Below are 12,484 nucleotides of genomic sequence, written 5' to 3'. Positions count from 1 at the left end.
CCTCCCCTCCCCTCCCCGTCTCCGCCGCACTCAGCCGCGCAGTGCCTCCAGCTGGTCCAGGAACCACCGTGCCGGGGGCAGCGCGGTGCCGGCGGCCGCCAGCCGCTTCGACCGCTCGGCCCGTTCACCGGCCGGCAGGCCGAGCGCCTCGTGCAGCGCTTCCGCCGTGCCCGTCACGTCGTACGGGTTGACGACCACCGCGTCCTCGCCCAGCTCCTCGTACGCCCCCGCCTCCCGGGACAGCACCAGCGCGCACCCCGCGTCGGAGACGACCGGAACCTCCTTGGCGACGAGGTTCATCCCGTCCCGGACGGGGTTGACGAGCGCCACGTCCGCCAGCCGGTACGCCGCCAGCGACCGCGCGAAGTCGTCCTCCAGGTTCAGCACGACCGGCGTCCAGCCCGCCGTACCGAACTCCTCGTTGACCGCCTCCGCGACCCGCCGCACCTCGGCCGTGTAGTCCCGGTAGACGGCGAGGTCCTGGCGCGAGGGGTAGGCGAAGGCGACGTGCACCACCCGCTCCCGCCACTCGGGCCGCCGCGCGAGCAGCTCCCGGTACGCCAGCAGGCCCCGCACGATGTTCTTGGACAGCTCGGTCCGGTCCACGCGCACGATCGTGCGGCGCGCCCCGCCCTCCGGCGCGGTGCCGATCTCCTCCCGCAGGACGGCCATCCGCTCGTCGACGTCGGCCTCGTGGGACCGCTTCCGCAGGAAGTCCGCGTCGCCGCCCAGCCCGTGCACGCCGATCTCCGTGGCGCCGAGCCCGCCGGTGAGCGCGTCGCAGCAGGCGGTGAACGCGTCCGCCCAGCGCCGGGTCAGGAAGCCCAGCCGGTCCGCGCCGAGCATGCCGCGCAGCACCTGCTCGGCGATGTCGTCGGGCAGCAGCCGGAAGTAGTCGACCGGCGCCCACGGGGTGTGCGAGAAGTGGCTGATCCTGAGGTCGGGCCGCAGCTCGCGCAGCATCCCCGGCACCAGCGTCAGGTGGTAGTCCTGCACCATCGCGGCCGCGCCCTCGGCCGCCTCCTCGGCCAGCGCCTCGGCGAAGGCCCGGTTGTACGCCTCGTAGGAGGCCCACTGCCGCCGGAACTCCGCGTCGAAGACCGGCTCGAGCGGCGTCTGGTACAGCATGTGGTGCACGAACCACAGCACCGAGTTCGCGATGCCGTTGTACGCGTCCGCGTGCACGTCGGCCGGTACGTCCAGCATCCGTACGCCGTCCTCGCCGACCCCGCGCCGCACCGCCTCGCGGTCGCCGTCGCCCAGGGCCGAGCAGACCCACAGCGCCCCGGCGTCCGGCCCGATGGCCGACAGCCCCGACACCAGCCCGCCACCACCCCGTTTGGCGTGCAGCGAACCGTCCTCGCCCACCTCGTACGAGACCGGCCCCCGATTGGAGGCGACCAGCACCTGAGCAGCACCGAAGCTTGAAGCCATAGCCCTCAACCTAGCCCGGCCCCCGAATCCTCAAACGTGCCCACACGCCCCTCCGGCTGCGATTCGGTCACGCGCCTTGTGTGAAACATGTGAAGAGCTTGAAACTGTGTGGTGCGCATTTCAACGATCCGGGGGGTGGGCGCCATGCCCAAACGCATGCCCATACACAGCCGCACAGGCATAGGTGCCGGCACAGGCACAGGCACGCGCAGGGGCGCGGGCGGCAGCCGAGGCGGCGGCGCGGCGGCGCTGGTGGCGGTCTGCGCGCTGGCCCTGGCCGGCTGCGGCGGCGGGGACGGCGGCGACCCGCCCAACGACGCGAGGCCCCTGAAGACCCCGGCCACCGCCACAGCTACCGCCACAGCTACCGCCACAGCCACCGCGACGCCGAGCGGCAGTCCCACCCCCGAGGCGTCGCCCAGCACCGAGCCTTCGCCCACCGTCACGCTGCCCGACTTCACCGGCCGCACCATGGGCGCGGCCGTCCTCACCGCCAAGCCGGCGCATGTCGACTTCGTCGTGCGCCTCCAAGGCACCGGGAAGCGGGCCACCTCCTGGGGCGTCGACGAGGAGATCTGCGAGCAGAGCGGCGGCCCCGGCACCGTGACCTTCACCGTCCCCCGCGACGGCCGCGACTGCGACGGGCGCCTGCTGCGGACACCGAAGGCGACCCCCGCGCCGCAGACGGCGCCGCCCAACGACGACACCGGCGGGACCGGCTCCGGCTCGGGCAGCGGCGCCTGCGAGCTGATGAGCCCCGCCGGCAACTGCTACGCCGACGGCCAGTTCTGCGCCAAGAAGCACCGCGGCCTGAGCACCCACGGCCGCGGCGGCGAGTACCTGACCTGCCGGCAGGACGCCGGCGGCGTCTGGCGCTGGTCGGACGGCGTCCCCGGCTGACGTGCCGGTGCTGGTGCGCCGATGAGGGTCGGTGGCGGGCCTCAGGCCACCTTGCGGGCCGCGTACTCCGCGATCTCCGTCATCGGGGGGCGTTCCTCGGTGTCCACCGTGTAGGTGCGCGGTTCGAAGCCGTCGGCGCCGCGCTCGAACTGGGTGAGGGCCGGCCGGACCAGGTGGCCGCGGGCCAGCCGGAGCTGGGCGGTGCGGTAGATCGCGGCGGCCATCCGGCCGAGCGCCCGCCCGTCCTGGTGGCGATGGACGCGGACCCCCACGTCGACCTGCGCGAGCGCGTCCAGACCCACCAGGTGCAGGGCGTCGACCAGCATGCCCAGCTCGACGCCGTAGCCGACGGGGAAGGGGAGCCGTTCCAGCAGGGAGCGGCGGGCCGCGTACTCGCCGCCGAGCGGCTGCACGAAGCCGGCCAGCTGCGGCCAGTGCAGATTGAGCAGCGGGCGGGCCATCAGTTCCGTGACCCGGCCGCCCTCCCCGAGGGCCGTCGTCCCCGCGGCGTGTCCGCCGGAGACGGTGAGCGGACGGTCGTACATCGCCTTGACGAGGTGGACGTCCGGGTCGGTGAGCAGCGGGCCCACGGTGCCGGAGACGAAGTCGGGGGAGAACTCGCGCAGGTCGGCGTCGACGAAGCAGACGATGTCCCCGCCGGTGACCAGCAGCGAACGCCACAGCACCTCGCCCTTGCCCGGCACCGCGGGGATGCGCGGCAGGATCGTGTCGCGGTGCACGACGCGCGCGCCCGCCGCCGAGGCCACCTGGGACGTGCGGTCGCTGGACCCGGAGTCGACGACCACGATCTCGTCGACGAGCGGCGCCCGCTCCATCAGCTCCCGGCGGATCACCGCGACGATGTCGCCGACCGTCGCCTCCTCGTCGAGCGCGGGGAGCACCACGCTGACCGACTGCCCCGTGGCGTGCTTGGCGGCCAGAAGCCGCTGCAGCGGCCGGTCCCCGGCGGACCAGGAGCGTGCGTCCAGCCAGCGCTCGACTTCTTCCAGCACGGTCAACGGCTCCTTTGTGATCCATCTCGCGGTACGGACGACTATCTCAACCGCCCTGGCCTTCGGTTACAGTCTTGAACAACGCGTGGGACCACCGCATGCCGGGGTCCTCGCGCACACGGCGGAAGAACACAGAAGATCCGCTGTGGAAGAACACGCAACGGAAGAACAACTACATACCGCTCATCCAGAGGGGCAGAGGGATACGGCCCGATGAAGCCCCGGCAACCCTCCAGTCGGTTCTTGTCACACAGGCGTGGCGAGGCTCCCGACTAGGGAAGGTGCCAAATCCGTCTCACGGCGAGATGCGTCGTGAGGAAGATGAGGAGAAAGGGCCTCGCCTCCATGGCTGTGCAAACCGCCGAGAACACGACGAACGCCGCGAACGCCGCGAACTCCCGGGCGTCGACGGCCGACCTCGGCCCCGCCGCCGCGCTGAGCTGCCGGGAATGCGGCCACCGGGTGCCGCTGGGACCGGTGTTCGCCTGCGAGGAGTGTTTCGGCCCGCTCGAGATCGCCTACGACTTCTCGGCGTACGACACCGAGGAACTGCGCCGGCGCATCGAGTCCGGCCCCACGAACATCTGGCGCTACGCCCCGCTGCTCCCCGTGCCCGCCGACGTGGCCGGCAAGCCGAACATCAACCCCGGCTGGACCAAGCTCGTCAAGGCCGACAACCTCGCCCGCGAGCTGGGCGTCACCGGCGGCCTGTACGTCAAGGACGACTCCGGCAACCCCACGCACTCCTTCAAGGACCGCGTCGTCGCCCAGGCCATCGAGGCCGCCCGCGCCTTCGGCTTCACCACCCTCTCCTGCTCCTCCACCGGCAACCTCGCCGGTGCCGTCGGCGCCGCCGCCGCCCGCGCCGGTTTCCGCTCCTGCGTGTTCATCCCGCACGACCTGGAACAGGGCAAGGTCGTCATGGCCGCCGTCTACGGCGGTGAGCTCGTCGGCATCGAGGGCAACTACGACGACGTGAACCGTTTCTGCTCCGAGCTGATCGGCGACCCGGCCGGCGAGGGCTGGGGCTTCGTCAACGTCAACCTGCGGCCCTACTACGCCGAGGGTTCCAAGACCCTCGCGTACGAGATCTGCGAGCAGCTCGGCTGGCGGCTGCCCGACCAGCTCGTCGTCCCGATCGCGTCCGGCTCCCAGCTGACGAAGATCGACAAGGGGCTGAAGGAGCTGATCGAGCTCGGTCTGGTCGAGGACCGGCCGTACAAGATCTTCGGCGCGCAGGCGCTGGGCTGCTCGCCGGTCTCCACCGCGTTCAAGGCCGGCCACGACGTGGTCCGCCCGCAGAAGCCGGACACCATCGCCAAGTCGCTGGCCATCGGCAACCCGGCCGACGGGCCGTACGTCCTCGACATCGCCCGGCGCACCGGCGGCGCCGTGGAGGACGTGACCGACGAGCAGGTCGTGGACGCCATCAAGCTGCTCGCCCGTACCGAGGGGATCTTCGCGGAGACGGCGGGCGGCGTGACCGTCGGCGTGACGAAGAAGCTGATCGAGAACGGCGTACTGGACCCGTCGCTCACCACCGTCGTCCTGAACACCGGCGACGGCCTGAAGACCCTCGACGCGGTGGCCGGCACCGGCCTGACCGCAACCATCCGCCCGAACCTGGACTCCTTCCGAGAGGCTGGCCTCGCATGAGCGTGACCGTTCGTATCCCGACCATCCTGCGCACCTACACCGGCGGCAAGGCGGAGGTCAGCGCCGACGGAGCCAACCTCGGCGAGGTCATCTCCGACCTGGAGAAGAACCACACCGGCATCGCCGCCCGGGTCCTGGACGACCAGGGCAAGCTGCGCCGTTTCGTCAACGTCTACGTCAACGACGACGACGTCCGCTTCGAGCAGGGCCTCGAGACCGCGACCCCCGACGGCGCGGGCGTCTCGATCATCCCGGCGGTCGCCGGCGGCTGACACGCCTCGTAGTGCCCATTGCCCTCTCCGTAAGAGAAGCGGAGGGGGCAATTCCATGTGGTTGAGCGCGGTAGAGTTGGGGAACGCGCTCCCGATCGACACAACGGGAACCCTGAATTCCTGCCGCTCGCCCGACAAGAAGTAGCCAAAGTGTGGGCGTATTTCGCGGCTTTTGTGTGTTTTGCGTGCCCCGACTTGACCCGAATTCAGGCGAAAGTTCGCCATATTCCGGACCGGGTACGTCCTAATTTCTCGTCCGATTGACCTGTTGCAGACGGCAGTTGGACAGATACATTCAGCCGCGGTCGACGCGTTCCGGCGCACGCCCCCAGTCGTGGGGGGTGAGGTCTGACCCGGGTCCGCGAAGTGCGGATCTGTGCAAGGGCCAGTAATAGGGGAGTTAGGCATGGCTCAGGGCACCGTCAAGTGGTTCAACGCGGAGAAGGGGTACGGCTTCATCGCGGTCGACGGTGGTGCGGATGTTTTCGTCCACTACAGCGCGATTCAGATGGACGGCTACCGCACCCTCGAAGAAGGCCAGCGGGTCGAGTTCGAGATCTCGCAGGGTCAGAAGGGCCCGCAGGCCGACATGGTTCGCCTCAGCGCCTGAGACGTCCGGCCACCGCAGCACCAGGTCTTCATCCGAAGGGCCCGTACCCGCTGGGTACGGGCCCTTCGGTGTGTTCGCGGGCGGCGGAGAGGGGCCCCTCGACGAGCCCGCTTCGCGGGCGCACCTTGCGCCCACCCGTCGCCCGGCCGCCACCCCTCAACGAGCCCGCTTCGCGGGCGCACCTTGCACTCGAGGGGGTCGAGTGCTAATCATTGGCGTTAGCACTCTGAAGGTGAGAGTGACAACGAAGGACCGGGTCGGTGAGGCCCGCGGGCCGGGTGGGGAAGGAACCACGAGGCCGGCGAGCCGTCCGTCGCGGGCGCGGGCGCGGTCCGAAGGAATCACCCCCAGTCCTGGAGGGACCACTTCACATGGCCAAGATCATCGCGTTCGACGAGGAGGCGCGGCGCGGCCTCGAGCGCGGCATGAACCAGCTCGCGGACGCCGTCAAGGTGACGCTCGGCCCCAAGGGCCGCAACGTCGTCCTCGAGAAGAAGTGGGGCGCCCCCACGATCACCAACGATGGCGTCTCCATCGCCAAGGAGATCGAGCTCGAGGACGCGTACGAGAAGATCGGCGCCGAGCTGGTCAAGGAAGTCGCCAAGAAGACGGACGACGTCGCCGGTGACGGTACGACCACCGCGACCGTCCTGGCCCAGGCCCTGGTCAAGGAAGGCCTGCGCAACGTCGCGGCCGGCGCCAACCCGATGGCCCTCAAGCGCGGCATCGAGAAGGCCGTCGAGGCCGTCTCCGCCGCCCTGCTCGAGCAGGCCAAGGACGTCGAGACCAAGGAGCAGATCGCTTCCACGGCCTCCATCTCCGCCGCCGACACCCAGATCGGCGAGCTCATCGCCGAGGCCATGGACAAGGTCGGCAAGGAAGGCGTCATCACCGTCGAGGAGTCCCAGACCTTCGGTCTGGAGCTGGAGCTCACCGAGGGTATGCGCTTCGACAAGGGCTACATCTCGGCGTACTTCGCCACCGACATGGAGCGTATGGAGGCGTCGCTCGACGACCCGTACATCCTGATCGCCAACTCCAAGATCGGCAACGTCAAGGACCTGCTGCCGCTCCTGGAGAAGGTCATGCAGTCGGGCAAGCCGCTGCTGATCATCGCCGAGGACGTCGAGGGCGAGGCCCTGTCGACCCTGGTCGTCAACAAGATCCGCGGCACCTTCAAGTCCGTCGCCGTCAAGGCCCCGGGCTTCGGCGACCGCCGCAAGGCCATGCTCGGCGACATCGCCATCCTCACGGGCGGCGAGGTCATCTCCGAGGAGGTCGGCCTCAAGCTGGAGAACGCTTCCCTGGACCTCCTGGGCCGCGCCCGCAAGGTCGTCATCACCAAGGACGAGACCACCATCGTCGACGGCGCCGGCTCGACCGACCAGGTCAACGGCCGCGTCAACCAGATCCGCGCCGAGATCGAGAACAGCGACTCGGACTACGACCGCGAGAAGCTCCAGGAGCGCCTGGCGAAGCTGGCCGGCGGCGTGGCCGTCATCAAGGCCGGTGCCGCCACCGAGGTCGAGCTCAAGGAGCGCAAGCACCGCATCGAGGACGCCGTCCGCAACGCGAAGGCGGCCGTCGAGGAGGGCATCGTCGCCGGTGGTGGCGTGGCCCTGCTCCAGGCCTCCCAGGTCTTCGAGAAGCTGGAGCTGACGGGTGACGAGTCGACCGGCGCCAACGCCGTGAAGCTCGCCCTGGAGGCCCCGCTGAAGCAGATCGCCGTCAACGGCGGTCTCGAGGGCGGCGTCGTCGTGGAGAAGGTGCGCAACCTCCAGGTCGGCCACGGCCTCAACGCCGCGTCCGGCGAGTACGTCGACATGATCGCCGAGGGCATCATCGACCCGGCGAAGGTGACCCGTTCCGCCCTGCAGAACGCCGCCTCCATCGCCGCGCTGTTCCTCACCACCGAGGCCGTCATCGCCGACAAGCCGGAGAAGGCCGCTCCGGCCGGTGCCCCGGGCGGCATGCCGGGCGGTGACATGGACTTCTGATCGACCGCTTCCCGGTTGATCGACCGTCCCGCACGGACCGAGGGCGGCACTCCCTGCCACAGCAGGGGGTGCCGCCCTCGGGCGTTGTCCGCGTTGTCCGGGTGGGGGCCACGACTGTGGGGCGGATCACTCCGGCCCGTGCGGGGCGGGCGGAATGCCGTGCGGGAACGTGGGGTTCTCCCGGGAGTGCGATAAATGCATACGCACATACTGCATGCGCGGCGCATTTAACGGTCCAACCGGGTTCAACCGGCCCAACCGGCTCGATCGGTTCATTCAACCGGCTCGGTCGGTTCAACCGGCTCGACCGGTTCGGTCGGTTCAACCGGTCCCCACCACCGAAGGAGTCCCCACGTGACCGCCACCCCCGTCGAGGCCGCCTCGCGAGCCGCCCGGCTGCTGGCCCGTCCCGCCACCCTCAACGGCCTCACCGTGCCGAACCGCATCGCGATGGCGCCGATGACCCGGATGTTCTCCCCGGGCGGTGTCCCCGGTGAGGACGTGGTCTCGTACTACGGCCGCCGCGCCGCCGCAGGCGTCGGTCTCATCGTCACCGAGGGCACCTACGTAGGCCACGACTCCGCCGGGCAGAGCGACCGCGTGCCGCGGTTCCACGGCGAGGAGCAGCTCGCCGGGTGGGCGAAGGTCGCCGAGGCGGTGCACGCGGGCGGCGGCACGATCGTGCCGCAGCTCTGGCACATCGGCATGGTGCGCAAGGCCGGGGAACCGCCCTTCGTCGACGCGCCCGCCGTCGGCCCGTCCGGCCTGCGCATCGGCGAGGACGAGGCCACCGGCCGGGCGATGACCCAGCGGGACCTGGACGACGTCATCGGCGCCTTCGCCGAGTCCGCGGCGGCCGCCGAGCGCATCGGCTTCGACGGCGTGGAGATCCACGGCGCCCACGGCTACCTCGTCGACCAGTTCCTGTGGTCCGGCACCAACCGCCGCACCGACGCCTACGGCGGCGACCCCGTCTCCCGCACCCGGTTCGCCGCGGAGATCGTGGCCGCCGTACGGGAGACGGTCTCGCCCGGCTTCCCGGTGATCTTCCGCTACTCCCAGTGGAAGCAGGAGGCCTACGACGCCCGCCTCGCCGAGACCCCCGAGGAGCTGGAGGCCGTACTCGCCCCGCTCGCCTCGGCCGGTGTCGACGCCTTCCACGCCTCCACCCGCCGCTACTGGCTCCCCGAGTTCGACGACTCCGACCTCAACCTCGCGGGCTGGACCAAGAAGCTCACCGGCAGGCCCACCATCACCGTCGGCTCGGTCGGCCTCGACGGCGACTTCAACAAGGCCTTCCAGGGAGAGGGCGCCCAGGTCAGCAGCCTCGACAACCTCCTCGACCGCCTGGAGCGCGACGAGTTCGACCTCGTCGCCGTCGGCCGCGCCCTGCTCCAGGACCCGCAGTGGGCCGAGAAGGTCCTCACCGGCCGCTTCGACGCACTCGCCCCGTACGACGCGGCGTCGCTGAAGACCCTGAGCTGAGGCCCCAGGGGCGGACGTACCCGGTCGGATACCGCGGGCCGACCGGCCCCCGGAGCGGGAGACGGTGCGCACCGCGCGTAGGGTCCTGGGATGAAGATCCCTGAACCCGTGGGACCCGTGGACCCCATGGACCCCGTGGTGCGCACCGTCTCCGGTGCGGTGCGCGGCCGGACCGAGGACGGGCTGGCCGTCTTCCGCGGCATCCCCTTCGCACAGCCCCCGGTCGGGGACGCCCGGTTCGGCGCCCCGCGCCGGGTCCGTCCCTGGGACGGCGTGCGCGACGCCTGTGCCTTCGGTCCGCCGCCCCCGCAGGACCTCGGCGTCGCGGGCACCGTCGGCCCGCCGGACGTCCCCGAGGGCGACGACTGGCTGACGGTCAACGTGTGGACCCCCGCCCCCGACCCGGCCGCCCACCGTCCGGTCATGGTCTGGATCCACGGCGGCTCCTACAAACTGGGTCACTCCGGCAGCCCCGCCTACGACGCCCGCCGCATCGCCGCCGACGGCGACCTCGTCGTCGTCACCCTCAACTACCGCCTCGGCATGGAGGGTTTCGCGCACATCGAGGGCGCCCCCGCCAACCGGGGCCTGCTCGACCAGGTGGCCGCGCTGGTCTGGGTGCAGGACAACATCGCCGCGTTCGGCGGTGATCCCGGCCGGGTCACCGTCTTCGGCGAGTCGGCGGGCGCCGGTTCCGTGGCCGCGCTGCTGGCGATGCCCCGCGCACAGGGCCTCTTCGGGCGGGCCGTCGCCCAGAGCGTGCCGGGCACGTTCTTCTCCGCCGACCTCGCCCGGGACCTCGGCGCAGCCCTCGCCGCCGAGCTGGGACTGCGCCCCACCGTCGACGACCTGGCGGCCGTGGACCCCGGGCAGCTGCTGAAGGCGGGACAGACGCTGGGCCCGAAGATGCCCGGCCGCATCGACCGCTGGGGCCGGGCGGCGCCCACCCTCACCCCGTACGCGCCGGTCGTCGACGGCGAGTTCCTGCCGGTCACGCCCTGGCGGGCGCTCCGTGCCGGTGCCGCCCGCGGCGTCGACCTGGTCGTCGGCCACAACCGGGACGAGACCCGCCTGTTCACCGCGCTGGCGGGCAAGCTCGGCGAGATCGGCGAGGAGCGGGCGAGCGCCGCCCTGCGCCTGTACGCGCCGGGCGGCGAGGCGGCCTACCGTGCCGCGTTCCCGGAGGCGTCGGCCAACGACCTCTACGAACGCGTGCAGACCGACTGGCTGTTCGCGATGCCGTCCCTGCACCTGGCCGAGGCCCACCTCGCGGGCGGCGGCCGGGCCCACGTCTACGAACTCACCTGGCCCGCCCCGGCGCAGGGCGGTGCCCTCGGAGCCTGTCACGCCCTGGACGTGCCGCTGCTCTTCGGCACCTTCCGGGAGGGCCTGGCGCTGCTCCAGTTCGAGGGTGCGGAGCCGTCGGCGGAGGCGCTGGCCCTGTCGTCCCGCTTCCGTTCCTCGTGGACGGCGTTCGCCCGCACCGGTGACCCGGGCTGGCCCGCGTACGACACGGTGCGGCGGCTGGTCCAGGTCCTGGACACCGAGTCGACCGTCGCGCCGTACCCGCAGGAGACGTCCCGACGGCTGTGGGAGGGGTACGACTTCGCGCCGCTGCCCCTGCTGGCCCCGGGCCCGGAAGCGTAGCCCCTTCCCTGAAGCCCGGGTCCTGGCGGGCCTTGGCGGCGTCACAGGCGTCGCCGGCTTCTGCGTGACCGTGGGGCCGCCCGCTTCTTGGCCAGTGTCGTGCTTCCGCGAGGGTGAGAAGCGTGCGGGCGGCCGGAGGGAAACGGGGCCCGGGTGGGCGGGCCCCTGGGCCGGCCGATCAGTCCCCGGTACGGGGGCGCGTCGGCGCCTCTCCGGCACGCCGGGAGGGCTTGGCGGCTGACGGCCGGTGGGTGGTCGGGGGTGGGGACATGATTGGACAGTTTGTCCCAGTCGAATCAGGTGAAAGCCCAGGCCGGAGGCATGGGGCGCGGGACAAAGTGTCCAATCGCCCCTCATCTCCCTGGTCTGCGGCCTGGGACGGTTGGTGCTTTGCCACTGTGCGGCCGTTGGCCGCTGGGATGGCCCGGCGTCCATGCGAGGCGCTGATGCGCCCCTCGTGCCGGGGACTGATCGGCTGGCCGAAGGGACCGGCGTGCCTCGGCCCCGTTTCTTCGGGCCGCTCGCTCGCTTCTCCCTCGTGCTGGAGCGAGCCGGGTCAAGGGGCGCCCGGAGGCCGATCGCCGGAGGCGACGCGACCGCAGGGAGCGCCCTTGACGCGGGTCGTGGAAGCACGACCATGGCAAGGAAGCGAGTGGCCCCACGGTCACTTGTGGCTGAGGCTGTCTTTACGCCGGTCGATGCCGGACCCGGACCCGGAGCCCGGTGCGCCGTCACACGGGTGGCCAGCCGCGCAGGGCGATGTCGGCGACTCGCTGGAGGTCGTCCCGGTCGGCGCCGGCGGTGGCCTGTACGGCGATGCCGTTGGCTACGGTCATGAGGTAGCGGGCGAGGACGGCGGGGTCGGTCTCCGCGGGCAGGTCCCCGTCGTCGACGGCCTGCCGGAACCGGTCGGTCAGGCGTGAGACGCCCTCGTTGCGCCAGTCGGCGAGCAGATCGCGGGCGACGCGCCCCGTCTCGCCCGCGGCGAGGGAGCCCTGCACCCCCAGGCAGCCGGCGGGGCAGCCGGGGCGCGTGCTGGTGTGGACGGCGCCGCTCAGGAACGCCGCGGCCACCTCACGGGCGGTCGGCTTGTGCAGGGCGCGGGCCACGTAGGCGGCGGGCCCCTCCTCGTAGCGGCTCAGCGCCTTGCGGAACAGCTCCTCCTTGTTGCCGAAGGCCGCGTACATGCTGGTGCGGGTGATGCCCATGGCGCCGGTCAGGTCGGTGAGGCTGGCGCCCTCGTAACCCTGCTCCCAGAAGACCAGCATGGCCTTTTCCAGGGCCTCGTCGGCGTCGAAGCCCCTGGGCCTGCCCGTCTGCCCCTTCTGTGGCCCCGTCCGTCGCGTCTCCATGACCCCAGTCTACTTCTTCCGTACCGATCGGTGCAGATGTGTTACGGTCGGATTCAGTACCGAGCGGTACCGAAGTGTCGTGGCGCATGTCGCGGCAGATGTTGTGGAGGACAGACGC

Annotated in this window: 10 protein-coding genes and 1 riboswitch; of the genes, 7 read left to right on the top strand and 3 right to left on the bottom strand. The window is 71.4% G+C overall.

Translation table 11 applies throughout. The annotated features are described in order from the left end of the window. Window positions 1-30: 30 nt before the first annotated feature. Window positions 31-1,434, bottom strand: coding sequence for an alpha,alpha-trehalose-phosphate synthase (UDP-forming) (locus HZS56_RS29925; RefSeq protein WP_216723937.1), 1,404 nt, complete (start codon window positions 1,432-1,434; stop codon window positions 31-33). A gap of 156 nt (window positions 1,435-1,590) precedes the next feature. Between HZS56_RS29925 and HZS56_RS29920 the strand changes: the two genes are divergently transcribed. Continuing rightward, window positions 1,591-2,334 carry a hypothetical protein gene (locus HZS56_RS29920; RefSeq protein WP_253915128.1) on the top strand — a complete coding sequence of 248 codons (744 nt, stop codon included), beginning with the start codon at window positions 1,591-1,593 and terminating at the stop codon, window positions 2,332-2,334. A 41-nt stretch (window positions 2,335-2,375) separates the two neighbouring features. On the opposite strand, the gene HZS56_RS29915 is transcribed toward HZS56_RS29920, so the two are convergent. Further along, window positions 2,376-3,347 (bottom strand): glucosyl-3-phosphoglycerate synthase, encoded by a 972-nt coding sequence (locus HZS56_RS29915; RefSeq protein ID WP_216723936.1) that lies wholly within the window; start codon window positions 3,345-3,347, stop codon window positions 2,376-2,378. Window positions 3,348-3,527: 180 nt separating this feature from the next. After that, a riboswitch (SAM riboswitch) is annotated at window positions 3,528-3,675 on the top strand. A 17-nt stretch (window positions 3,676-3,692) separates the two neighbouring features. On the opposite strand from HZS56_RS29915, the gene thrC reads away from it, so the two are divergent. From thrC to HZS56_RS29885, 6 genes are all read left to right on the top strand, one after another. Further along, the gene (gene thrC, locus HZS56_RS29910) at window positions 3,693-5,003 is read left to right on the top strand and encodes a threonine synthase (protein WP_216723935.1); all 1,311 of its coding nucleotides are present in this window, start codon (window positions 3,693-3,695) and stop codon (window positions 5,001-5,003) included. Next, on the top strand, window positions 5,000-5,275 hold the full coding sequence (locus HZS56_RS29905; RefSeq protein ID WP_030186288.1) for a MoaD/ThiS family protein: 276 nt from the start codon (window positions 5,000-5,002) through the stop codon (window positions 5,273-5,275). The genes thrC and HZS56_RS29905 overlap by 4 nt, the downstream gene beginning before the upstream one ends. A gap of 406 nt (window positions 5,276-5,681) precedes the next feature. Then, entirely contained in the window at window positions 5,682-5,885 is a 204-nt protein-coding gene (locus HZS56_RS29900) for a cold-shock protein (protein WP_004929928.1), read from the top strand. Window positions 5,886-6,256: 371 nt separating this feature from the next. Beyond that, window positions 6,257-7,882, top strand: coding sequence for a chaperonin GroEL (gene groL / locus HZS56_RS29895; protein WP_216723934.1), 1,626 nt, complete (start codon window positions 6,257-6,259; stop codon window positions 7,880-7,882). 354 nt (window positions 7,883-8,236) lie between these two features. Then, complete coding sequence (locus HZS56_RS29890; protein WP_216723933.1) at window positions 8,237-9,367, top strand: NADH:flavin oxidoreductase; 1,131 nt, start codon at window positions 8,237-8,239, stop codon at window positions 9,365-9,367. A gap of 90 nt (window positions 9,368-9,457) precedes the next feature. Continuing rightward, the gene (locus HZS56_RS29885) at window positions 9,458-11,014 is read left to right on the top strand and encodes a carboxylesterase/lipase family protein (protein ID WP_216723932.1); all 1,557 of its coding nucleotides are present in this window, start codon (window positions 9,458-9,460) and stop codon (window positions 11,012-11,014) included. 731 nt (window positions 11,015-11,745) lie between these two features. Here the strand turns inward: HZS56_RS29885 and HZS56_RS29880 are convergent. Beyond that, entirely contained in the window at window positions 11,746-12,366 is a 621-nt protein-coding gene (locus HZS56_RS29880; protein ID WP_216723931.1) for a TetR/AcrR family transcriptional regulator, read from the bottom strand. Window positions 12,367-12,484: the final 118 nt, after the last annotated feature.

This window comes from Streptomyces mayonensis (assembly GCF_018982965.1).
In the GTDB taxonomy this organism is placed as follows: Bacteria; Actinomycetota; Actinomycetes; order Streptomycetales; family Streptomycetaceae; genus Streptomyces; species Streptomyces mayonensis.
Note: the sequence above shows the minus strand (reverse complement) of the source record. Positions and strands in the feature narration are given on the sequence as shown.